We start from the raw sequence: 23,622 nt of genomic DNA on the forward strand, positions 1-23,622 counted from the left end.
CCGGCGCCTGCCCTATTGAAGTGCACCAGAACCCGCTCCCACAGGGGTTTTAGTGGTGCATTTGAGATATTTATTGAATCAGGAGGACACCGTCCCATGGCCGTATTTGCCCATACCGTCGGCGCCCAGACCTACCGCTTCGACAGCCTCAAGGAGGTCATGGCCAAAGCCAGCCCGGCGCGCTCCGGGGACTTTCTGGCCGGCGTTGCAGCCCTCAACGATGGCGAGCGGGTGGCCGCGCAGATGGCCCTGGCCGACACCCCGCTGGCCCACTTCCTGGAGGAAGTGCTGATTCCTTACGAGGCCGATGAGGTCACCCGACTGATCATCGACACTCACGACAAACAGGCTTTTAAAGCGGTCAGCCACCTCACCGTCGGCGGTTTCCGCGACTGGCTGCTCAGTGAAGCCGCCGATGAACAAAGCCTGCGCGCCCTCGCCCCCGGCCTGACCCCGGAAATGGTCGCCGCCGTGTCGAAGATCATGCGCGTGCAGGATCTGGTGCTGGTGGCGCAGAAAATCCGCGTGGTCACCAAGTTCCGCGGCACCCTGGGCCTGCGCGGCCGGCTCTCGACGCGCCTGCAACCCAATCACCCCACCGACGAACCGGCCGGCATCGCCGCCAGCATTCTCGACGGCCTGCTGTACGGCAACGGCGACGCGATGATCGGCATCAACCCGGCCACCGACAGCATCGCTTCGATCTGCGCCATTCTGGAAATGCTCGACGCGATCATCCAGCGCTACGACATTCCGACACAGGCCTGCGTGCTGACCCACGTCACCACCTCCATCGAGGCGGTCAATCGCGGGGTTCCGCTGGACCTGGTGTTCCAGTCAATTGCCGGCACCGAAGCGGCCAACGCCAGTTTCGGCATCAACCTCAACGTTTTACAGGAAGGCTACGACGCGGGCTTGAGCCTGAATCGCGGCACATTGGGCCAAAACCTGATGTATTTCGAGACCGGCCAAGGCAGTGCCTTGTCGGCCAACGCCCACCACGGCATCGATCAACAGACCTGTGAAACCCGCGCCTACGCCGTGGCACGGCATTTCAAACCGTTTCTGGTGAACACCGTCGTAGGCTTCATCGGCCCGGAATACCTCTATAACGGTAAACAGATCATCCGCGCCGGGCTCGAAGACCACTTCTGCGGCAAGCTGCTGGGCGTACCCATGGGCTGCGATATCTGTTACACCAACCATGCCGAAGCCGACCAGGACGACATGGACACTCTGCTGACCTTGCTGGGCGTAGCCGGGATCAACTTCATCATGGGCATCCCCGGCTCCGACGACATCATGCTCAATTACCAGACCACCTCGTTCCACGACGCCCTCTACGCCCGGCAAACCCTGGGCCTGAAACCGGCGCCGGAGTTTGAGCAGTGGCTGGCGAACATGGGCATCTTCACCCAGGCGGACGGCAAAATTCACTTCGGCAACAGCCTGCCACCGGCGTTCCGCCAGGCATTGGCGCAACTGGGATGAGTGTTTATATGGATAAGCCCCCCGTCGATCCGCAAAATCCGTTGCTGGAACTGCGTCGCCTGACCCCGGCGCGCATTGCACTGGGTCGCACCGGCACCAGTATGCCGACCCGCGCGCAGCTGGATTTCCAGTACGCCCATGCCCAAGCCCGGGATGCGGTGCACCTGCCATTCGATCACTCGGCGCTCAGTTCGCAACTGACCGAGCGTGGGCGTGAGAGTTTGCTGCTGCACAGTGCCGCCACGGATCGGAACAGCTATTTGCAGCGCCCCGATTTGGGGCGCAAGTTGAGTGATGAGTCAGCGCAGACTCTGCGTGATTACTCGCGAGCCCATCCAGGCGGGGTGGATCTGGCTGTTGTGGTGGCCGATGGTCTCTCGGCACTGGCCGTTCATCGCCACACCTTGCCGTTTCTGGCACGCATGGAAGAACAGACAGCTATCGAAGGCTGGTCCCTGTCGCCGGTGATTCTGGTGGAACAAGGCCGGGTTGCGGTGGCTGACGAGATTGGCGAGCTGCTGGGCGCAAAAATGGTGGTCATTCTGATCGGGGAACGCCCTGGATTAAGCTCTCCAGACAGCCTGGGGCTGTATTTCACCTATAATCCCAAGGTCGGACTGACGGATGCCTACCGCAACTGCATCTCGAATGTCCGGCTCGAAGGCTTGAGTTACGGCATGGCGGCACACCGTTTGCTGTATTTGATGCGCGAAGCCTGTCGGCGGCAGTTATCGGGGGTCAGTCTGAAGGACGAAGCCCAGATTCAGACGCTGGAGTCGGACACAGGAGCAGGTTTGAAAGGTAATTTCCTACTCAGTCCGTCGGATGCCTGAACCGTTTCCGCATTGCGTTTCTATTCTGGTTTGAGGCAGGATCGATGCACGGCCGCCAAGGGTTTCCTGTCGCCGTCACCACGTAAGACAGCCACTTGAAGACGAGACCTACCATGCGGATTATTCAAGCGACCCTCGAACACCTGGACCTGCTGACCCCGTTGTTCGTCAAATATCGCGAGTTTTACGGTTCCCTGCCGTATCCGGACTCGTCCCGAGCGTTCCTCGAAAAGCGCCTGCGGCGCAAAGAGTCGGTGATCTACCTGGCCCTGGCCGATGACGACAACAACAAACTGCTGGGTTTCTGTCAGTTGTACCCGAGCTTTTCGTCTCTTTCGCTCAAACGCGTATGGATCCTCAACGACATCTACGTCGCCGAAGACGCCCGACGCCAGTTGGTGGCCGACAACCTGATCCGCACCGCGAAGAAAATGGCCAAGGAAACCAATGCCGTGCGCATGCGCGTTTCCACCAGCAGCAACAACGAAGTCGCGCAGAAAACCTACGAATCCATCGGATTCAGGGAAGACACCGAGTTCAAGAACTACGTGTTGCCGATCAGTGACGAACTTTAAGGCCCCCAAAAAGATCGCAGCCTTCTGTAGGCGCTACCGAAGGCTGCGATCTTTTCCGACAAACCTCGTAACACATCGACATTCCTCGCTACAAACTCGACGCGTTTTTCACTTTTCCCCCCGTATAATGCCCACACCTCACGACTCGTAAGAAAAATCACACCCCGCTGTAGTCTTACGCGAAGCTATCCGCACAGGCCTGCTGAGTCGGGCCATCACCACAGGTGCTTTCCATGGATTTCAACCCGATCGACGTTATTCTGCATCTCGATGTTTACCTCGAGATGCTGGTGAACAACTACGGAGCATGGATCTACGCCATCCTGTTCATGGTGATCTTCTGCGAAACCGGACTGGTGGTGATGCCGTTCCTGCCGGGCGATTCCCTGTTGTTCATCGCGGGCGCCGTGGCGGCCGGTGGCGGCATGGATCCGGTACTGCTGGGCGGTCTGCTGATGCTGGCGGCGATCCTCGGCGACAGCACCAACTACGTGATCGGCCGCACCGTCGGCGAACGGCTGTTCAGTAACCCGAACTCGAAAATCTTCCGCCGCGATTACCTGCAACAAACCCACGACTTCTACGACAAACATGGCGGCAAAACCGTGACCCTGGCGCGCTTCATGCCAATCATCCGTACCTTTGCCCCGTTCGTCGCCGGCGTTGGCAAAATGCCTTACCCGCGTTTCTTTGCCTTCAGCGTTTTCGGCACCATCCTCTGGGTGGGTGGCCTGGTAACCCTCGGTTACTTCTTCGGCAACGTACCGTTCATCAAGAAAAACCTGTCGCTGCTGGTGGTGGGTATCATCCTGGTGTCGCTGCTACCGATGATCATTGGCGTGATCCGCAGCCGTCTCGCTAATGCTGCATCCAAAGCCGAACCCCGCTGACTGACGATGTGGTCCCTTAGCGCCTGGCGACGCCGGCGCACCCTGGCCAGGCATCCGATTGCCGACGACATGTGGCAACGGGTGCGCCATCACCTGAGCTTCCTCGATGGCATCAGCGCGGCCGAAGACCAGTGGCTGCGCGAAGCCAGCGTGCTGTTCCTGCAAGACAAACACCTGACCGCCCTGCCCGGCGTCGAACTCCACCAGGAGCAGCGCCTGCTGCTCGCCGCCCAGGCCCAATTACCGCTCATGCATTTGGGTGATCTGAACTGGTATCAGGGCTTTCACGAAGTCATCCTCTACCCCGACGACTTCCTCAGCCCCCAGCGCCATCGCGATGCCAGCGGCGTAGAACACGAATGGGATGGTGAACACAGCGGCGAAGCCTGGCAGCAAGGCCCGATCATCCTCGCCTGGCCCGGCGTGATGGCCAGCGGTGGCTGGGAAGGCTACAACCTGGTGATCCACGAACTCGCGCACAAGCTCGACATGCTCAACGGCAACGCCAATGGCCTGCCACCGCTGCACGCCGACATGCGCGTCAGCGACTGGGCCAAGGTCATGCAGGAAGCCTATGACGACCTCGACCGGCAACTGGAGCGCAACCCGGACGCTGAAACCGCCATCGACCCGTACGCCGCGGAAAACCCCGCCGAGTTCTTCGCGGTCACCAGCGAATACTTCTTCAGCGCCCCGGATCTGCTGCACGAGGCTTATCCACAGGTCTACGAGCAGTTGAAGTTGTTTTACCGTCAGGATCCGCTGGCCCGTCTACGGCAACTTCTGGCCGAAGACCCGGTCTATCAGGCACGCGACTAAGGTCTCTACGACCCTTAGGTGCATGGCATCAACGGCGGAATATGCCTATAATCGCCGCCACTTTTTGGTCAATCCGGCCAAGTATTTTTGGTCAACTAACGGGGGCACCGCCCAATGAGCTACAGCAAGATTCCGGCTGGCAAAGACCTGCCGAACGACATCTACGTCGCGATCGAGATCCCGGCCAACCACGCGCCGATCAAATACGAAATCGACAAAGACAGCGATTGCCTGTTCGTTGACCGTTTCATGGCCACCCCAATGTTCTACCCGGCCAACTACGGTTACATCCCGAACACCCTGGCTGACGACGGTGATCCCCTCGACGTGCTGGTCGTGACTCCTTACCCGGTTGCTCCAGGTTCGGTGATCCGCGCGCGTCCAGTCGGCATCCTGAACATGACCGACGACGGCGGCGGCGATGCCAAAGTCATCGCAGTCCCACACGACAAGCTGTCCCAGCTGTACGTGGACGTAAAGGAATACACCGACCTGCCAGCCCTGCTGATCCAGCAGATCGAGCACTTCTTCGCGAACTACAAAGACCTCGAAAAAGGCAAATGGGTGAAAATCGAAGGCTGGGACGGCGCAGACGCCGCCCGCGCCGCGATCACCAAGTCGGTCGCTGCCTACAAAGGCTGAGAAGCAACGGTTAGTTTCTAGCCTCACGCTTCAAGAAAAACCCCGGTTGATCCGGGGTTTTTTGTGCCTGCCTGGAACGCTTTTAACAATGAGTTTTGAGCATTTCGGCCTGGGTGTTTGCCTGTTTATTTTTTACGAAAAGCGTCTTACATCCGGTCTTAAATTTCCCTCGAAATTTGAACGGGTCGTTTATTCAAACCCCCATCCTGCGCCCGTAGACTCGTGTTTATGAAAAAGAACACTAGCGGCCCACGGTTCAGAGCGCTCCTCGAAGCAGCCAACATCACAACGACAGGATTTGCCGCTTTCTTCGACACGGAAGCGCAAAACATCCATAACTGGTACACCCGTGGTGTGCCCGCTTATCGCATGGAAGAAGTCTCCCGACTTCTGTCTGTAAACAGTGACTGGCTGAAAACCGGCGAAGGCCCGAAAGAGTCCTCGCGCCTGCGTGTGCTCGACGAGTCCGGCAACACCTTCGACGCCCAAGCCATCCGGGGCATCTACACGGTGATCGAACCCATCGACGTCGAACTGCCCTTCTTCAAAGAGATCGCCACCGCCCCAGGCTCCAACAAAACCCACGTCGTCGAGGACCCCGGCCAATCCATCCGCCTGCCCCACAGCTACCTCGACTCCCTGGAAATCAAACATGCCAATGCCATCTGCACCCATATGATCGGCAACAGCATGGCCGAAAAGATTGAAGACGGTTCTACCCTCGCCATTGATCGCGGGCTTACGCAGATTATCGATGGCGAGATTTATGCGATCGAGCATGACGGCATGTTGCGAATCAAATACCTGCACCGGATGCCGGGAAATGCGCTGCGGTTGCGCAGCCACAATCGTGCCGAGTATCCGGATGAGATCTTCAACGCCGAGCAGATCGACAAGCAGAACATCAGGGTATTGGGATGGGTGTTCTGGTGGTCGACGCTCAACAAACGCAGACCGTCCGTACCGTTCCTGTAAATACGAAGCCCTGCAGCCTCAGCGCAAAGCTCTACCCCGCACGCCAAGCTGGGAATTCCTCAAAAAAATCAGTATGCTGCGCCCCACATTTGCGCATCGACCCTTTCCAAGGCTCAGATCGCACCGACAAGGCAGATCACTTTCTCGCCAAGTCCCACAGCCGGACGCAAGATCCGGGTGTACGTTTTGAAGGCTGGCGCGGTTTACCAAAAATAAACCAAGCCAGTCCCCGAGAAGCCGGCCACAAGCCGGCTTTTTAATGCCCGGAATAATCCCGCGCCCTCCTCCTCGAACCAACCTCAGCCGCCTCATCAAGCGCCGCACTCCTTGTAGCAGCTGGCGAAGCCTGCGTCCGGCCACGAAGCAGTCGTAAAATCAGGCAACCGGTTCTTTCAGGAAGACCGTGTACAGCGGATATGCGAGGACTTCGGTCGAGCGCGACCCCGGCTCGAACGCAGCCTCGCAGGCTCGGCAGCTGCTACGGATTGGATAAAGGCCTCAGCAGTGCCGAGACGATTTCCCCTCACGGATAACTAAACCCCTTAACCAACGTCAACTCCCCCACCGCCCGCATCGGCACCAGGAACGTCTCCATTTTTTCATCAGGCGTCCCCTCCTCCGTAATCACCGTCACTTGCGCGGTGGTCAGCGGCTGAACCGCATCCTCCTGCCCTTCGTCATCACCGCGATACCCACCACCGTAGTAGTTCACGTACACCAGGTACTGCCCCTTGATCGGCGCCGGCATGGCGAAGATTTCCGGGCCGTAGCCAGTGGTCACGTCCACATCCAGCGCCGCACCATTGGGCGCGACACGGTCGCCGTACCAGATGTGTGCGCCATCGGGGGTGATGAGGTGCAAGTCCAGGTCCGTGCCGTCGCTGTCCCAGGCCAGCAGCACGCGCAATTTGGCTGGGGTGGCGCCGCCGTTGGCATTGAGGAACTGCGTGCGGTGGCGTTGTTGGCCATCGGGGCTGCGGACTTCAACGCTGTTGCTGCCTTTGGGGAATGAGAACGGGCGGTCGAAGTGACCGGCGGGATCGATCTTCAGTGGCATGCTGACGCCGTTGACGATCAGCTTGCCGGGCTCATTGCTCTTGGGGGTGGATTGGATCTGGCCGGTAATGCGCGCCGTGTTGGCCTGGCCCACCGGGGTGTTGACCGACGAGGCCGGGTAATTGACCGTCTGACGAAAGCTTTCGCCTTCGCCTTCAGGGGCGCCGGTACGCCAGCCGCCAATGGGCGTATCAAGTTTGACGGCGGCAAATGTCGCTGGCAGTACGCAAAAAGCGCAAAGCAACAGCAAGACCTGTGGATAACGGAGTTTCATGGCCTATTCCAGCAAGAGGTGACGGGCGAGCCCTTCGATGTAGGTTTCATCCTGGCCGTTAGGGTGTGCTTCGAAGGCCAGGTGCAGGTATTCGTGGGTCAGGTCGAGGCGGTCTTGCAACGACAGCACGCCGCGTACGTAGATGCGCTGGCGTTCGCGGTCGACAAACGGACGACCAAAGGCCAGGCGGCAGACCGCAAAGGTGCTGACTTCGTTGTAGCCGACTTCGCTTTCGAGTCGTTGGCGCCAGCCGCGGCGCTGGTTTTGCAGCCAGTCTTGCGCGGCGGGCAGCGCTTCGCAGGAGGCGACCGGGTTGTCCCAGCGACTGAGGCTGGCGCGCGGGTAGGCATGCAGCAGGATGGCGTCGTAGCGTTGGCCGGCATTGGCTTGTTCGACGGCTTGCTGCCAGGAGAGTTTGTCCGGCCCCGGTTGGTCAGAGTGATAGGTGACGTTGCTGCCTGCGAGAACCAGATCGCTGGTCCACGAGGCGATATTGCGCGACTCAGTGGCGGCCGGACGTGGCGCGACGCGCTGTCGACTGCTGCTGTCATCGATGCTCAAGCAGTCGCCGTTGCGAGTAGCGTTTTGCAGCAGGTAGGTGCGGATCGCAACGGCCAAGGCTTTGGCCGCCTCGACGGGTTCAGGCCTGGCTTCGCGCTGCAGGACCCGGGCGACGTATTCTTCACGATCGAGGCGGGCGATGAGTTTGTCTTTGAGCAAGAACAACTCGCCGTCGCTGTGGATATCGAGTTGATTGCCGTTGGCGAACTCGACGCGGTAGTCGCCTTGCAAAGGGCCGGGCGCTATAACGCGATCCCCCGACAACACGCGTTTCAGTGGATAACGCGCGAACAGACCGACCTCAACGCACTTCCCTGCCTCGGCTGGCCACGACGAGGGCAGCACCGTCGCCAGCGACTGACCATAATGGCGCAACACCATTTGGCTGGTGCCACGCCCACCGGCCCAGATCGGCGTGCCGTCTACCGTCCAGCCCGCGAATCCGCCTTGGCGCGACGAAGGATCCTGATCCCCCAGCCAGCTCCAGGTTTTCACCCGCAACCGACCACCGAGTTCACCCACGACATTGCCATCCGCGGCATTGAGCACCACATCGAGCAACACCCTTCGCGCCTGATCCTGCGCCGGCATCACGGCCAACACCTTCAACAACTCCGCCACCGAAACCCGGGTCTGCGGTTGCAACGACGGCAAATCCAGCAACCATTTCGGCGCTTGTCTGGCCTGCCAATACTCGCGCCACTGTGCGCCGGCAATGCCCAGGCGCGCAGGCTCAAAGTACAAGCCGCAAGACTTCACCAATGCCTGATCACGCCCGATCGTGCCGCCCGCCGTGCAGCAATAAACTTCTTCCTTCGATTGCCCGCGACATTCATAAGCGGGCTCGCGCGCGCCGGTGTCCACCAGCCAGCCGTAGACAAACAGCTTCCACAAGCTGCCCAACGGCGTCTGCAAATCATCAGGCAATGGCTCACGCGAGATCACCTGAGTCTGGCTCAACGCAAGCAATTCACCCTTGAAGCCCAGGCGCAGCGGCTCGTCCTGCGCTGTCGCCAGCGCAGGGATCAAACACAGCAACCACCAGACCAGACACCGGGTCATGTCAGTTGACCGTGACCTGACCGAGCGCCGGTTTCTGTTCCTGAGCCTGATGCTGCGGCGCGTAGACCTGCGTGAAACGCACCGGCGGCAGGTTGAACTGGCCTTTTTGGGAGAAGCGCACCAGATGACGCAGGCGCAACTCACCGCTCAGCGCATCCACTGGCACCGCATACGCCATTTGCCCCGGCTCGAAACGGGCTTTCTCCAGCGCGGTCGGCTCGGTGCCGGCCTTGCCCATCAGCTTGATGCCCCACGTGGTGCGCTCGACGTCCGCACCCGGTGGCAGCGGCACTTCGAGCATGCCGTAGCGCAGCGGTTTCGCCGCTTTGCTGGTGATGATCACTTCGTCCAGGTACAGGCTGTCGCTGGACAACGGCTTGGTGCCGACCGCTTCGAGTTTGAATTCGAACGCCTCATCACCCGGCACCAGACGCGACAGGCGACGGGTGATGGTCACCGCCATCGGATCGATTGCCGGTTGTTTGGTCTGGAAGCTCAACATGGCCCGTAGCGGGCGCTCTTGCGTTCCGGTCAGCGACAATGCCGCCGGCACTGGCGAAGAGCCCTGCCACGTCCAATACATCTCACCGGTATCACTGTAACGTTTCTTCCAGCCCTCACCCGGTGCCAATGCGATGGTCGGAGAAGCCTGCTCGATGCTGCGCTGCAACCAGGTCAGCGCCAACGCGCGTTCCAGGGTCGATTGCTGTGGCAACAGGCGTTGCAACAACGCTTGTGCATGAGCCTGATCGAAAGTCTGCAGCGACAGGTTCAGGGCTTCGACAAACGGTTGAGCGCTGGTGGCCACTTGCTGTTGCGCAGCATCCACTTGACGACTGAACGCCGGCGGCAGATTGACCTTGGCCTGACGCGCCAAAGACGCGGTCAACACCCGAGCACTGGCCAGCCCCAAGGCCGAATCCGGATCGTTCATGACCAGGCTCTCTGCACCATCGTCCATCACGCTCGCGGCATTGCCTTCGCCGGCTTTCACCAGGTCGTCGATCAAACCGCTGAGCAGCGTGTTCACCGGCAATTGCATCTGTTTGGCAAACGACAGAATCAACGCCCGCTGCAACAGTGGTGTGTTCTGCGCCTGTTTCGCGTACACCTCCAACACCCGCTGCCAGTGCTCCGGCGGCAGGCTCAGTTCCAGCACTTTGCTGGCGTGCCAGTCGGCGTAATAGGCGTAAGCGGTGAGGAATGCATCCGGCTCGCCGTCAAAGCCCCACCAAGTGAAGCACGCCGACGGCCCGGCCATTTGCACCAGACGCAGGCGGCTGTTCTGCATGATCAAACGCAAGCGATCACGGATCTGCGGGTTCGACGACAGCGTTGGATAGGCGATGCTCAGCGGCAGCAGACGGCTGGCGGTTTGTTCGACGCCGCCATACGGATAGCTCAGCAGATCGTCGAGGGCCGAACGGAACACCGCTTGCGGGCTGTCATCCAGACGCAGGCGAATATCCGTGGCGTCCGCCGGCAAGGTCAACGGCGTGTCGCCGCTGACCGCGTCCAGGCTTTGGCTCTGGGTCACCTGCCAGCCTTCGCCAGTCGCGGTCAGGCGAACGGCCAAGGCGTCAGCGGTTTTACCGTCCTGCACCAGCTCGGCGGTCCAATCGCCATTGGCCAATGTGAATGCTGGCAATGGGACATAGTTGACGCCGTTGTTCAGTGTGACCGGCACACGTTGCTCGGCACCCGCGTAATGAATCACCAGCTCAGCCTTGACCGGTTTCTCGGCCTGACTGAAAGCGAATACGCCAAGATCCGGTTTGTCGCCATTGCGGAATTTGGTCGGGCCGCTCCACTTCAGGTACAGCGGTTTTTCCGAGCGCACGAATTGCTTCTTCTGCCCGACCTGACCGTCATCGGCGATGGCGCGGGCGGTGATGCGCCAGCGGGTCAAGGAGTCCGGCATCTTGAAGGTGAAGCGGGTCTTGCCGTTGGCGTCGGTGATCAATTCCGGCTGCCACGCGGCGGTGTCGACGTCTTCACGACGCGGCCGCTCCAGCACTTTCACCCCACGCTCGCTGCGGTTGGCTTTGCCCGGCGCGCCCGGGCTGCCCGGCAGTGCCACGTCGTAGCTGATGAACGACAAACTGGCGCTGGTGCGCACGTTGTTGCGGCGCGGATGGTAGAAGAACTGGTCGATGGTCGGCGCCACTTCCGGTTGCAGCGCGTAGATCATTTCGTCGACCACGCTGACCGTCAGGTGAGCCGGAATCGGCTTGCCGGCGAACAGGGTGGTGAGGTCCACGGACACGGTATCGCCGGGCTGATACGCCTCTTTGTCGGTAGTGATCGCCACATCGATCTGTGGCGCGACCACCTTGATACCGGCGTTCTGGAAGCTGTACTGACCGCCCTTGGTGTAGAGCACGGAGAACGTCAGGTTCGGCGCGAAGTTGTCCTTCACCGCGATGCGCGCGCGGTATTGGGTGTCGCTGAGTTTTTCCATCTTCAGCCAGTCGCCGCCCTTGGACAGCAACGCCGTGGCCTCGACCTTGTCGCGCTCGAGCGACAACAACGCATCGCTGACCGGCTCGGGGAAAGTGATCAACGCGAGGGCTTCGTCGCCAGCCTTGTACTCGGGTTTGTCGAGGACGATTTCCACGGTGCCGGGCACGGCTTTGACGCCATCACCCGTGACCGAATGACCGGTCGCGCCAAGCACCCGGCCATGATCATCCTTCAGCGTCAGGTTGTAAGTGCCCGGACGGTCGAAGGCCAGGCTGAAGCCTTTGTCCTTGGCGGCGAGTTTTCCTTCGCCAGTGGTCTGATCTTCAAGTCGCACCCAGCTGTAGCTGCTCGGGTTGACCGCTTTGCTCTGCTCGCTGCCACCTTCATTGGCGTAGCTGAAGGCAACCTTGTCGCCCACCGCGCTGAACCGTTGCGGCGCGCTCAGGCGGAAACTGGCGGCACCACGGTCGATGAGGATTTCCTTGGTGGTCTTGACCCGGTACGCCGCGCCATCACTGGCGAACACGGTGAGCATGTAGCGGCTCGGTTTTTCGGCGGCGGGCAGGTCTAGCGTCGCGTTGCCCTTGGCGTCGGTGGTCAGTTCGGCGCTGGTCAGCTCCACCGGGAATTGCCCCAGATATTGCAGTTCGTTATCGACCATCGACAGTTGTTGGGCGCGCAGGCTCAGGCTCACCTTGGCGTCGGCCACCGGTTTACCGTCCGGGTACAACAACACCAGGCTGCCTTTGACCGGTTCGCCGGTACGGTAATCCTGCTTGGCCAGGTTCAGGGAGATCTCGAAGTGCGGTTTGATGTACTCAGCCACGCGGAAGGCGCTGCTGTAGGCCTGATCCTTGTAGCTGAAACGCAGCTCATAACCGCCCGCCACCGCATTGTCCGGCAACTGGAAACGGCCCTGGGTGCCGGCCTTGGAATCGAGCTTCAACGCCAACGACTGCAGCGCAGTACCGGTGGCATCGAGCACCGTCACATTGACATCGGCAGCGGTCGGCGCCACGGAATCCCGGGCATTCTTGAACTCGCGACCGACGATTTTCAACGACACCCAATCACCCGGCCGGTACAGCGGTCGATCGGTAAACGCATAGAGTTTGGTGTCGTAGATTTCGCTGTCGTAATAGAAGTTCTCGGAGACGAACACCCCGCCCTCTTCGTCCTCGCCGATCACGAACGAACGCTCGGGGCTGACGTGTTTCAGGCGCAGCAAACCATCGGCATCGGTAGCGCCACTGCTCATCACGCCCAGGCCGTCGGTCCATAGCACATTCACTTTTGGCACCGAACTGCCTTCGTGTTTGCGCGCAGCCCACACCAGCAATTCATCACCGGCAATCTTGCTCACGGCCACGGTGTTGGAGACGAACACCATAGTGGTCGCGCGGTACTTGCCGATCAGCGCTTCCACCAGATACAGGCCCGGTTTCAGGTTGCCCAACGGGATGTACACGTTGCCCGGCGAGGCGCTGACGAACTCACTGGAAGAACCAACCAGTTTCACGCCTTCAGGCGGCTGGATCGGTTTGGCTTGCCATAGCGGATAACGGAATTGGCTGACCACCGGCAGGCCCGGAATCAAAGCAAATTGTGGCTGTGCATCGTAGGGCGTTGGCGCGGCGATGGCGGTGCCCATCTTCAGTTCCGGCACTTCCTCGGTGACTTGTTTACGCGACTCGTAGGAAAACGCCCGCTGCATCACCCGACGGGATTTGCGGTACCAGTTGTCCCACAGGTACGCGAGGGTGTTCGACAGGCCTTCGCCCTTGAACTGGCCGTCGCTGACCACACGGTGCAAGTTCTTCTGGCGCTTGAGGAAATCCAGCGGCTTGTCGATGCGATACACCCGAATGTCCGCACCGCCGTAAGGCTCCATGCGGAACCGGCGATAGTCACGACCCGGCGCTTCGAGGCGTACCACCGCTTGTTCATCGCTGGCGAAACTACTGTCGGCCAACAGGAAAAAGCTTTCACCGGCTACCGGCGTATAGCCGCTCGGCTCGACGGTGTCTTCGGCGTTGACTGCCGACAGCGGCAGAACCAACGCAAGCAAAAGAGGCAGTTTTGAGCAAATGCGCAGCATGCGGGCACCGATCATTGGGAGAGAAAGTTCAGTCGATAGACGCCGATGAAGTTGGGGTTGGCTGCGTCGGGTATCCATCGGGTGTCCTTCCATGTCATGAGTTGCTGCAGGCTTGCGGAGCGCATGCCGTTGTCGGTGGGGGTGGTGGTGCCGGTGTGATAGGCGATGAAGCGGCCCATCCAGATCATCAGGTGCTGGTCATCGCCCTGATCGAAAAACATCAGGTCGCCGGGCCGGGCCTGGGCCAGGTCGCGGCCGACCAGATGGCTGTTGAACTGAATCAGTTTGATCGCGTTGACGTAGGGCCCGACCTTGCCGCCGCCCTGCTGCCATTGCTGGGCGAGGCCGCGTTGGGCGTCACTCAGTTGCAACTCCGGCGGCAGGTAGCGGTTGGACAGGCCATTGCTGCGCAGCCATTTGTCGTCATGGACTTTCAGCGCTTCGTTGGCGGCAAACCGCACCAGCCCGGCGCAGTCCTGCTGATACCAGCGCGGGCTCGGGCCTTGGGTCAATTGTTCCTGGGCGATGCGCACGAACCAGGCGCGGAATACCTGGGATTGCTGCGGGTCGAGCGCGGCGGCTTCGCTGGCGAATGTGCGGGTCCCCAGCAGCAACGCCAGCAAGCCGAGGCCTCGGATGAGTGCGGTCACAGAGCTTTCCACTCCAGCGGCAGCCATTGCCAGTGGCCGTCGGGCTCGCTGCCTTTGGGCAAGGTCAGGGCGTATTTGCCATAGCCGCCGAGGGTGCGCAGTTTCGGGATCAGGTAGGTTTGCGCGGCGTTGTAGAACACCGGCTCCATGTCCTGCGGCAGGCTGTCGAGGGTTTCCTGCTGTATTAGTTGCGCCATGGAATCGGGGCCGAAATAGATCGGCATCAGCAGGTCTTTCGGCAGCACGTCAGCCAGCGGCGGGAAGCGTTTGTCGAGGGTGCCCAGCGCTTTGTCGACGAGTTTGTCATCGAGGGAGAACAGCAGCGTCGAACCATGGCGCGCCAGGCTGACGCGCATGAAGGCTTTGCCGGTGATCGCGTCCGGCTGCTCGGCATCCTTGGCCTTATAGGGACCGAAGTTGGAGCTGACCTGGCGCTGCCACTGATGGGTTTTACCGTCCTGTTTCTCGACCACCGGGAATGCGTGCTCGGCAACATTGCCTTCGTAGGCACCGACCATCGAGCCGAACAGGTTGCCCAAGTCACCGTCGAGTTTGGCACTGTCATCGTCATTCAGGCTGGCCACCAGCAGCGGCGTGTACAGCCGCGAATCGGAGTACCAGCACAGGCCGGCGGCACCGGCCATATGTTCGGTCAGGGCCTGGGCCACGGACTCTTCGGCGCCAAGTTTCACCAGCAGCGGTTTCTGTTGTTCGGCGGCCAACGGCAAGGCCACGCAAGCGCTGGCGCCCATCGGCATGGCTTGCCAGATCGGTTTGAAGTCGAAGTCCGGCTGCTTGTCCAGTTCGTCCATGGCGAGGAAGCTGTGCCAGCCCTTGTCATCCATGTCGAAACGCAGGCCGGCAAAGTTCGGGATGAAGCGCTGATACCCCATGGCCAACACGCTGGAGTTGACCGAGAGGCGTTGTTTTACCTCGGGCGCACGCGGCGGCAGGCCGAAGGCTTCGGGGAACAGTTTGTCGCCGTTGAGCAAGGCGGCGATCGCCTTGGTCGAAACGCCGCCGGTTTCCTCCAAAGCCCCGTTATCCGGGTCGTAGAGTTTGGCCGGATTGGACAGCACCACCAATTTGTCGCCATGGGAAGCAAACACCAACGACTTGCTGGCGTTGTAGTTGAGCTGATAGAGGGTGACGGCGTCGGCACCGACTTTCACTTCGCCGAGCTTGCTCAGTTGCGAATCATCCAGCGCCACTTTCGCCAGCGGCTCCAGCACCTTGGCCAGTCCGCCGCGATCCATCACCAACAGGAAATCCTTGAGACGCCCATCCGCCCCACGCCACAGCGCCACATCCGCCGGTTGGTCGAAGAGCTGCTCGATCAGGCTGTCCTGCAGCTTCAGGTCATGCTCGTAAATAATCCGCCGCAGACTGCCAATCAAACCGAGACGGTCGGCGTGAGCTTCGTAATAGAAGACGAAATCTTCGGTCAGGGTTTCCTTGAGGAACGGCACGGCCAGCAAATCCTTGGGCAGCTGACTCAAGGAATGGGTTTCGAGCAGACCGTCCGGCCGGCTCATGCCCAGTTTGTCGCTGGCCAACTGCGCAGGCGGAGCCTTGGGTTTGTGCAGGAACCAGCCTAACCCGCCCGCTACGCCTGCCGCCAGGCACAGCCCGATCAGCAACGCCGGCCAACGACGTGGGGTTTTGGCTGCTGGTATGTCGGCGGCCGGAGTCACAGTGTTATCGCTCATGTTCACAAAACCCGATTTCATCCGTGGTGCGGGATGTTTAATAGTTGAAAGTCTTGACCAGCAGCAGGTCGCCGATCGCCCGCAAGGGCACGATGAACGTCTCGCGTTTTTCGTCGACGGTGTTTTCGTTGAGCACCAGATTGATTTGCGAGGTGATCACCTCGTTCTGGTTGCTGTTCTCATCGAAGTTATAGCCGCCGCTGCCGTAGTTGCCCCAATAGTTCACGTAAACCAGATAGGTGCCGTGCATCGGCGCAGTCATGGTGAACATTTCAGGGCCAGGGCCATCGACCCCGTCCGGGTCCAGCCCACCGCCGTTGCTCAGCGCCGGGCTAGCCCAGAACGCGTGCTGGCCGTCGGGGGTAATGATGTGCAGGTCGAGCTCGGCCTTGGGATCGTCCCAGCCCAGCACCACGCGAATCCGCGCCGGGGTGCGCAGGTTATTGGCTTCATAGAATTGAACGCGCTTGAGCGACTTGCCCTCGGAACTGCGCACTTCGACGCTGTTGGAACCGGCGCCGAACGCATACGGGCGGGCAAAACGCCCTTGATCGTCGGTGTACAGATTCAGGGGATTGCCGTTGACCGCCAGGCTGTGGGGCGGACGGAGCGTGCCGAGGGCCTTGAGCTGGCCTTCGATCATTGTGCGATTGCGCTGCACGCCCCGGTCGATGGGCGGTGTGGGATAGGCGACGCGAGGGTTTTCACTGCGGTCCAGCAAGCCGTGATAGCGCCAACCACCCACCGGTTCCGATAGCTCGGCCGTGGGCTCGGCCCGCGCCACTTGAGCGCAGACCAGCGTAATCAGCAGTGAAAGAACCCAACGCATGTGACGCCTCCTGCCATGCATAACGAAACCTGGCGCCTGATCCTCGGCGCGTTACAGATCAAAAAAACTGCGTTTCGTCAGAAGACCCTGAATATAGGGTCGTTGAAGGCGCGAAGATTAGCCATTCGGCAGTTTTTTAACAATCGGATACATCTATATTTGCGGTGGGAATCACGGTGTTTGTTGGATGTGAGCCGAATAGCGATCTTATTCGGCTCATAAAGTGAGCCGAATAAGACTATTATTCGGCTCATTCACCTTGGAGCACCCGAGTTCATGGCACCTCACTGGATCTGGCAACGGCCTGATTGGCCAAATTTCAACTGGCAAGCCGAGCGCCTGACACCGTTATTACGCGAGTGTGTGCAGGCACAAGGTCGGTTGATGGGCATGGCCAGTTCCGTAGATAGCTCACTAAGCGCGCAGAACGAACTGGATGCGTTATTGCAGAATATCGTGACGTCTTCAGCTATCGAGGGTGAACAACTTAACGTCGGCTCCGTGCGCTCTTCACTGGCGCGACGACTGGGTTTAAATCTGGTCGACGGGGATAAGGTGAGCCAACGCAGTGAAGGTCTGGCGCAATTAATGCTCGACGCCACACAGCATTTCGCTGAACCACTGACGTTGCAGCGACTACTGGATTGGCACGAGTGGCTATTTCCTGATCAAGATTCCGACTTCGCCGCCCGGCCCATCCACATTGGAGCGTTACGCGGCGATGAACCCATGCAAGTGGTTTCGGGGCGACTCGACAGGCCAACCGTTCACTTCGAAGCGCCGCCTCGCCAAGGCCTTGAGCAGCAACTGGACACATTCCTCAAATGGTTTGAAGTCAGCCGAAATCAAGCCGGCCTCGATCCATTGCTGCGGGCCGGTATCGCGCACTTCTGGTTCGTCACTTTGCACCCCTTCGACGATGGCAATGGCCGTCTCACGCGAACCATCACCGACCTGGCGCTGGCCCAGAGCGAGGCTCAGGCTATCTGCTTCTATGCCATGTCGGCGAGCATCCTGGAGGATCGTTCAGGCTATTACCGAGTGCTGGAAACCAGCCAGAAAGCCACGCTGGACATCACACAATGGCTGGAATGGTTTCTACAAACTCTCCTGCGTAGTTTGCAGCAAGCCATGAACCGTATCGAGTTGGTGCTGGCCAAAGCGCGCTTCTGGCAGGCACATCGGGAGTCCGAGCTGTCAGTTGAGCAGATCAAAGTGTTGAATCGTTTACTCGATGGCGGAGAGCGTGGTTTCGAGGAGGGAATCAGCGCCGCTCAATACCAGGCAGTGGCAAAGGTTTCCAAAGCTACCGCGACCCGTCATCTGACCGAGCTGCTGGAGAAGGGCTGCCTGAAACGCCTGCCCGGTGGCGGGCGCAGCACTCGGTATCAGATCCTTCACCCTGAGCTTGAGGCATTCTGAGTCCGGTTTTTCCGACGCGGCGACAGGGGTTTTCAGGCCCGCTCATTTGCCCATACCCCCCATGTCTGCTAGTGTCGCGCCGGTTTAACGTCAACCGGAAATAGCCGCCATGGCCCGCAAAAAAGCTGCACTGGATTTCGAACAATCCCTCGCCGACCTGCAAACGCTGGTGGAGCGTCTGGAGAACGGCGAATTGTCGCTGGAAGACTCGCTGACCGCTTTCGAGCAGGGCATCGGGCTGACCCGTGATTGCCAGGCGGCGCTGGCCCAGGCCGAGCAGAAGGTTCAAGTGCTGCTCGAGCGTGATGGCGAGTTGGCCGAGGAACCCTTCGACGCGGATCAGCCAGAATGATTGCAGCGTATTCGGCAGCCAGCCAGGCCCGCGTCAATGCAGCACTGGAAACCCTGTTCAACCCGCCGAGCCCTGAGCTCGCCCGCCTCTATGAAGCCATGCGCTACAGCGTGATGAATGGCGGCAAGCGCGTACGTCCGCTGCTGGCCTACGCCGCGTGTGAAGCGCTGGGCGGCAAGGCCGAGCAAGCCAACGGCGCAGCCTGCGCGGTTGAGCTGATCCATGCCTATTCGCTGGTGCACGACGATTTGCCGGCCATGGACGATGACGACCTGCGTCGCGGCCAGCCGACCACCCACAAGAAATTCGACGAAGCCTGCGCGATTCTCGCCGGCGACGGTTTGCAGAGCCTGGCCTTCAGCGCCCTGCTCGACCCACGCCTGAGCTCGTCGGATACCGAAACCCGGCTGCAGATGGTCAGCGCCCTGGCGCTGGCGGCAGGCCCGGCGGGCATGGTCGGCGGGCAAGCCATCGATCTTGGCTCGGTGGGGCTGAAGCTCGATCAAAAAGCCCTTGAATACATGCATCGGCACAAGACCGGCGCGTTGATCGAAGTCAGCGTCAAACTCGGTGCCCTGGCCAGTGGCCGTGCCGAGAAGGACGAACTGAAGTCGCTGCAAAGTTATGCACAGGCCATCGGCCTGGCATTTCAGGTCCAGGACGACATTCTCGACGTCGAAAGTGACACCGCCACCCTAGGTAAACGCCAGGGCGCCGACATCGCCCGGGACAAGCCGACCTACCCGGCACTGCTCGGTCTCGACGCGGCCAAGGCCTACGCTCTGGAACTGCGCGACCAGGCCCTGCACGCACTGCGACCGTTTGACGCGGCAGCCGAGCCCTTGCGCGATCTGGCCCGGTACATCGTTGACCGCCGCAACTGACGGCGTATCCGCCAAAAAAGACCAACGCGTGGGCAGGGGGCGATGCATCAGGTAAACTGCCGCATCTTTTATACCTATAACGATTCGCCTGATGCCCACGACGTTTCATGAGATTCCCCGTAAGCGCCCGACCACGCCCCTGCTCGACCGTGCCAACACGCCGGAAGGCCTGCGCCGGTTAGGCGAAGCCGAGCTGGAAACCCTGGCTGATGAGTTGCGCCTGGAATTGCTCTACACGGTCGGCCAGACCGGTGGGCATTTCGGTGCTGGCCTGGGCGTGATCGAGCTGACCATCGCGTTGCACTACGTTTTCGACACCCCGGACGACCGGCTGGTGTGGGACGTGGGTCATCAGGCCTATCCGCACAAAATCCTCACCGGCCGTCGCGCGCGCATGAGCACCCTGCGCCAGAAGGATGGCATCGCCGCCTTCCCGCGTCGTTCCGAGAGCGAGTACGACACCTTTGGCGTCGGCCACTCCAGCACCTCGATCAGCGCAGCGCTGGGCATGGCCATTGCCGCCCGCCTGCAACACAGTGATCGCAAGGCGATCGCGGTGATCGGCGACGGCGCACTGACCGCCGGCATGGCCTTCGAGGCGCTGAACCACGCGCCGGAAGTGGACGCCAACATGCTGGTGATCCTCAACGACAACGATATGTCGATCTCGCGCAACGTCGGCGGGTTGTCGAACTATCTGGCGAAAATCCTTTCCAGCCGCACTTACGCAAGCATGCGCGAAGGCAGCAAAAAGGTCCTGTCGCGCCTGCCCGGCGCCTGGGAAATCGCCCGTCGCACCGAAGAATATGCCAAAGGCATGCTGGTCCCTGGCACGCTGTTCGAAGAGTTGGGCTGGAACTACATCGGCCCGATCGATGGCCACGACCTGCCGACCCTGATCGCCACCCTGCGCAACATGCGCGATCTGAAAGGCCCGCAATTCCTGCACGTGGTCACCAAAAAAGGCAAAGGCTTCGCCCCGGCGGAAGTCGACCCGATCGGTTACCACGCCATTACCAAACTCGAACCGCTGGACGCTCCGGCCGCCGCGCCGAAAAAAGCCAGCGGGCCGAAATATTCCGGTGTGTTTGGTGAGTGGCTGTGCGACATGGCCGCAGCCGATCCGCGCCTGGTCGGGATCACCCCGGCGATGAAGGAAGGCTCCGACCTGGTGGCCTTCAGCGAACGCTTCCCGACGCGCTATTTCGACGTGGCGATTGCCGAGCAACACGCCGTGACCCTGGCAGCCGGCATGGCCTGTGAAGGCGCCAAACCGGTGGTGGCGATCTATTCGACCTTCCTGCAACGCGGTTACGACCAGCTGATTCATGACGTCGCGGTACAAAACCTCGACGTACTGTTCGCCATCGACCGCGCCGGCCTGGTGGGCGAAGACGGCCCGACGCACGCAGGCAGCTTCGACCTGTCGTTCCTGCGTTGCATCCCCGGCATGCTGGTGATGACCCCGAGCGACGAAAACGAACTGCGCAAAATGCTCAGCACCGGCCACCTGTACAACGGCCCGGCGGCGGTGCGTTACCCGCGTGGCACCGGCCCGAATGCACCGATCGCGAAAGACCTCGAACCGATCGAAATCGGCAAGGGCGTGGTTCGTCGTCAGGGCAGCACAGTCGCCCTGCTGGTGTTCGGCGTGCAACTGGCCGAGGCACTGAAAGTCGCCGAGAAGCTGGATGCAACGGTCGTCGACATGCGTTTCGTCAAACCGCTCGACGAAGCACTGGTTCGCGAAATCGCCGGCAGTCACCAATTGCTGGTGACCGTCGAAGAGAACGCGATCATGGGCGGCGCCGGTGGCGCGGTCAGCGAGTTCCTCGCCCGCGAGAACATCCTAAAGTCGGTGCTGCACCTGGGCTTGCCAGACATCTACGTCGAACACGCCAAGCCTGCGCAAATGCTCGCCGAATGCGGGCTGGATGAAGCCGGGATCGAAGAGGCGGTGCGTCAGCGCCTGCAATTGCTGAATATCTGATCCTCTGGCTGCATGCAAAACCCTGTGGCGAGGGAGCTTGCTCCCGCTCGGCTGCGCAGCAGCCGCAATCCAAGCCGACATGGCCACGTGGAAAGAACTCGTTGCCAGGTTTTGGGGCTGCTTCGCAGCCCAACGGGAGCAAGCTCCCTCGCCACAGGTTAAAGATCGGGGGCGATCAACTGACAGAGCTTGGCCGTCGCTTCGATCATCTGCCCACTCGGTCGTTCCAGGCCTTTATCCGTCACTAACAGCAATTGCCCCTGCGCCACCGCCGTCACCTGGGGCCAAGCCTTCCACGCCTCGAGCTGCGCCTGATCGCTGGCCAGAATCACCTCGGGGTTGCGCTGCAACACCGCCTCCACACTGACCTGCGCTGCAGGCTGTGGCAGATCGGTAAACACATTGCTTGCCCCGCAAACCTGTAGCGCATCACTGATGATCTGCCTTCCGCCCACGGTGTACAGCGGCCGATCCCAGACTTGATAAAACACCCGCAGCGGCTCATCCCTTCGATAGCGCTGGCGCAGGGAGTCGAGTCGCTGACGCAGTTTTTTGGCCAATGCAACGCCCCGCTCCGCTCGCCCTAGTTGCGCGGCTATCGCTTCGATCTGCACAGTGAGTTGTTCGAGGTTATGCGGTTCAGCGACGTAGGTGGGGATGTTCAGCCGTTTGAGCTGTTCACGCTGAGCCGGCCCCACACTGCCCGGCCAGAGCAGCAGTAAATCGGGCTTGAGGCTGAGCAACCGTTCGATGTCCAACTGACCGTAGCGGCCCACCGAAGGAATGTCTTTGAGCTCGGCCGGACGCTCACCGGCATCCAGCACACCGACCAGCAGGTCAGCCGAATTCAGTTCAATCACGATTTCGGAAAGCGACGGTGCCAGGCTGACAACCCGCTCGGCCGCAGCTGCCGGACCACCGATGGCCAGCAACAGGACTGCCAACCAGACGCAGCGCATCAGCCGAGTTGACGCGGGATACGGTAGAGGTAGAACAGCACCGCCGTCGACAACGCCAGCAGCATCAGCGGCACGGCTTCCAGACCAACGAAGACTGCCAGTGCGCCGATCCAGGCGGGCAGGCCGGCGACCAGAAACGCAGCACGGCGTTTCGCGGCCAGGGCGATCCAGGCGGCGGGTTCTTCAGGGGTATCGAGGGCTTTTTGGGTCGCGATCAGCGCATGTTTGTAACCGCCAAAGAACTTCAGGCTGACAAACATCGACGCCACACCGGCAATGAAAAACGGCATGGCCAACACCGGCAGAATCGCCTCGCTTTGGCCGAATAAGCCATTGACCACGAACAGCGGCAGCAAGGCCAACGCCAGGTATTGCCACCAGCTGACGGACAGTCGCCGTCGTACCTGACCGCGGGTCACGCCCTGTCAGCCTCGCCCTGGTGCTCGTTGCCCATCATGTGGTCGAGCTTGCTGGCCTTGGTCGCCAGGTAGAGTTTGTTATGCGGGTTGTGCCCTGTGTGCAACGGCACGCGCTCGGCAACCACGATGCCCATGTCAGTCAAGGCTTTGACCTTGCGTGGGTTGTTGGTCATCAGTCGCAGGGATTTCACGCCCAGATGCTCCAGCATTGGCAGGCACATGGCGTAGTCGCGCTGATCGGCGGCGAAACCCAGACGCTCGTTGGCTTCAACGGTGTCAGCACCGCCGTCCTGCAATTCATAGGCGCGGATCTTGTTCAGCAGGCCAATGCCGCGACCTTCCTGACGCAAGTAGAGCAATACGCCACGGCCTTCACGGGCGATCGCCTGCAACGCCGCCTCGAGTTGCGAACCGCAGTCGCAACGCTGGCTGAACAAGGCATCGCCGGTCAGGCATTCGGAGTGCAACCGGCCGAGTACCGGCGCACCGTCGGCGATCTCACCCAGACTCAACACCACGTGCTCGCGCCCGTTCTCTTCATCGAGAAAGCCGTGCATGGTGAATTGCGCAAAAGGCGTTGGCAGCTTGGAAGCGGCGACAAAAACGACAGGCACCGGTGTGCTCCTGATCTATAAGTACTGAAGATTCGCAGAGGCGGCATTGTAACAG

20 protein-coding genes are annotated in these 23,622 nt (G+C 60.6%); 11 read left to right on the top strand and 9 right to left on the bottom strand.

What is annotated here, in order from left to right; genetic code table 11:
- Nucleotides 1-96 precede the first annotated feature (96 nt).
- The 7 genes from LOY28_RS26175 to LOY28_RS26205 all read left to right on the top strand — a co-directional run bounded on the left by LOY28_RS26175 (nucleotide 97) and on the right by LOY28_RS26205 (nucleotide 6,225).
- Entirely contained in the window at nucleotides 97-1,491 is a 1,395-nt protein-coding gene (locus tag LOY28_RS26175; RefSeq protein WP_018925735.1) for an ethanolamine ammonia-lyase subunit EutB, read from the top strand.
- 8 nt (nucleotides 1,492-1,499) lie between these two features.
- Complete coding sequence (gene eutC, locus LOY28_RS26180; RefSeq protein ID WP_258612721.1) at nucleotides 1,500-2,324, top strand: ethanolamine ammonia-lyase subunit EutC; 825 nt, start codon at nucleotides 1,500-1,502, stop codon at nucleotides 2,322-2,324.
- Nucleotides 2,325-2,437: 113 nt separating this feature from the next.
- A complete protein-coding gene (locus tag LOY28_RS26185; RefSeq protein WP_018925733.1) occupies nucleotides 2,438-2,899 on the top strand; it encodes an N-acetyltransferase in 462 nt (153 codons plus the stop codon).
- A gap of 233 nt (nucleotides 2,900-3,132) precedes the next feature.
- The gene (locus tag LOY28_RS26190; protein WP_019650877.1) at nucleotides 3,133-3,789 is read left to right on the top strand and encodes a DedA family protein; all 657 of its coding nucleotides are present in this window, start codon (nucleotides 3,133-3,135) and stop codon (nucleotides 3,787-3,789) included.
- A 6-nt stretch (nucleotides 3,790-3,795) separates the two neighbouring features.
- The gene (locus tag LOY28_RS26195) at nucleotides 3,796-4,608 is read left to right on the top strand and encodes a zinc-dependent peptidase (RefSeq protein WP_019581362.1); all 813 of its coding nucleotides are present in this window, start codon (nucleotides 3,796-3,798) and stop codon (nucleotides 4,606-4,608) included.
- A gap of 114 nt (nucleotides 4,609-4,722) precedes the next feature.
- Nucleotides 4,723-5,250, top strand: a complete 528-nt coding sequence (ppa, locus tag LOY28_RS26200; RefSeq protein ID WP_007933577.1) for an inorganic diphosphatase — start codon at nucleotides 4,723-4,725, stop codon at nucleotides 5,248-5,250.
- A 228-nt stretch (nucleotides 5,251-5,478) separates the two neighbouring features.
- Entirely contained in the window at nucleotides 5,479-6,225 is a 747-nt protein-coding gene (locus LOY28_RS26205) for a helix-turn-helix transcriptional regulator (RefSeq protein WP_258612722.1), read from the top strand.
- Between the two features lie 523 nt (nucleotides 6,226-6,748).
- On the opposite strand, the gene LOY28_RS26210 is transcribed toward LOY28_RS26205, so the two are convergent.
- Genes LOY28_RS26210 through LOY28_RS26235 form a run of 6 tightly spaced genes read right to left on the bottom strand, consistent with a single transcriptional unit; the run spans nucleotide 6,749 to nucleotide 16,927 of the window.
- Entirely contained in the window at nucleotides 6,749-7,555 is an 807-nt protein-coding gene (locus tag LOY28_RS26210; protein WP_258612723.1) for a YfaP family protein, read from the bottom strand.
- Nucleotides 7,556-7,558: 3 nt separating this feature from the next.
- On the bottom strand, nucleotides 7,559-9,178 hold the full coding sequence (locus LOY28_RS26215) for a DUF2300 domain-containing protein (protein ID WP_258612724.1): 1,620 nt from the start codon (nucleotides 9,176-9,178) through the stop codon (nucleotides 7,559-7,561).
- Between the two features lies 1 nt (nucleotide 9,179).
- Complete coding sequence (locus LOY28_RS26220; RefSeq protein ID WP_408981026.1) at nucleotides 9,180-13,739, bottom strand: alpha-2-macroglobulin family protein; 4,560 nt, start codon at nucleotides 13,737-13,739, stop codon at nucleotides 9,180-9,182.
- An 11-nt stretch (nucleotides 13,740-13,750) separates the two neighbouring features.
- The gene (locus LOY28_RS26225) at nucleotides 13,751-14,416 is read right to left on the bottom strand and encodes a DUF1175 family protein (RefSeq protein ID WP_032833720.1); all 666 of its coding nucleotides are present in this window, start codon (nucleotides 14,414-14,416) and stop codon (nucleotides 13,751-13,753) included.
- Nucleotides 14,386-16,098 (bottom strand): DUF2138 domain-containing protein, encoded by a 1,713-nt coding sequence (locus LOY28_RS26230; RefSeq protein ID WP_258612726.1) that lies wholly within the window; start codon nucleotides 16,096-16,098, stop codon nucleotides 14,386-14,388. Before LOY28_RS26230 ends, LOY28_RS26225 begins: the two co-directional genes overlap by 31 nt.
- 37 nt (nucleotides 16,099-16,135) lie before the next feature.
- On the bottom strand, nucleotides 16,136-16,927 hold the full coding sequence (locus LOY28_RS26235; protein WP_258612727.1) for a YfaP family protein: 792 nt from the start codon (nucleotides 16,925-16,927) through the stop codon (nucleotides 16,136-16,138).
- A gap of 276 nt (nucleotides 16,928-17,203) precedes the next feature.
- Between LOY28_RS26235 and LOY28_RS26240 the strand changes: the two genes are divergently transcribed.
- The 4 genes from LOY28_RS26240 (at nucleotide 17,204) to dxs (ending at nucleotide 21,575) form a co-directional block, all read left to right on the top strand.
- Nucleotides 17,204-18,349 carry a Fic family protein gene (locus LOY28_RS26240; protein WP_258612728.1) on the top strand — a complete coding sequence of 382 codons (1,146 nt, stop codon included), beginning with the start codon at nucleotides 17,204-17,206 and terminating at the stop codon, nucleotides 18,347-18,349.
- A 109-nt stretch (nucleotides 18,350-18,458) separates the two neighbouring features.
- A complete protein-coding gene (locus LOY28_RS26245) occupies nucleotides 18,459-18,701 on the top strand; it encodes an exodeoxyribonuclease VII small subunit (RefSeq protein ID WP_007894317.1) in 243 nt (80 codons plus the stop codon).
- Entirely contained in the window at nucleotides 18,698-19,585 is an 888-nt protein-coding gene (gene ispA / locus LOY28_RS26250; RefSeq protein WP_111454196.1) for a (2E,6E)-farnesyl diphosphate synthase, read from the top strand. Before LOY28_RS26245 ends, ispA begins: the two co-directional genes overlap by 4 nt.
- Before the next feature lie 91 nt (nucleotides 19,586-19,676).
- Nucleotides 19,677-21,575: a 1-deoxy-D-xylulose-5-phosphate synthase gene (gene dxs / locus LOY28_RS26255; RefSeq protein WP_258612729.1), complete on the top strand. Its 1,899-nt coding sequence runs from the start codon at nucleotides 19,677-19,679 to the stop codon at nucleotides 21,573-21,575.
- 158 nt (nucleotides 21,576-21,733) lie between these two features.
- Here dxs and LOY28_RS26260 read toward each other — a convergent pair whose 3' ends face one another.
- From LOY28_RS26260 to ribA, 3 genes are read right to left on the bottom strand one after another with little or no spacing between them, the layout of a single operon-like run.
- Nucleotides 21,734-22,534 carry a cobalamin-binding protein gene (locus LOY28_RS26260; RefSeq protein WP_258612730.1) on the bottom strand — a complete coding sequence of 267 codons (801 nt, stop codon included), beginning with the start codon at nucleotides 22,532-22,534 and terminating at the stop codon, nucleotides 21,734-21,736.
- Nucleotides 22,534-22,953 carry an MFS transporter gene (locus tag LOY28_RS26265; RefSeq protein WP_258612731.1) on the bottom strand — a complete coding sequence of 140 codons (420 nt, stop codon included), beginning with the start codon at nucleotides 22,951-22,953 and terminating at the stop codon, nucleotides 22,534-22,536. Before LOY28_RS26265 ends, LOY28_RS26260 begins: the two co-directional genes overlap by 1 nt.
- Nucleotides 22,950-23,567, bottom strand: a complete 618-nt coding sequence (ribA, locus tag LOY28_RS26270; RefSeq protein ID WP_018925694.1) for a GTP cyclohydrolase II — start codon at nucleotides 23,565-23,567, stop codon at nucleotides 22,950-22,952. Before ribA ends, LOY28_RS26265 begins: the two co-directional genes overlap by 4 nt.
- Nucleotides 23,568-23,622 lie beyond the last annotated feature (55 nt).

Origin of the sequence: Pseudomonas sp. B21-017 (assembly GCF_024749245.1) — a bacterium.
Classification (GTDB): domain Bacteria; phylum Pseudomonadota; class Gammaproteobacteria; order Pseudomonadales; family Pseudomonadaceae; genus Aquipseudomonas.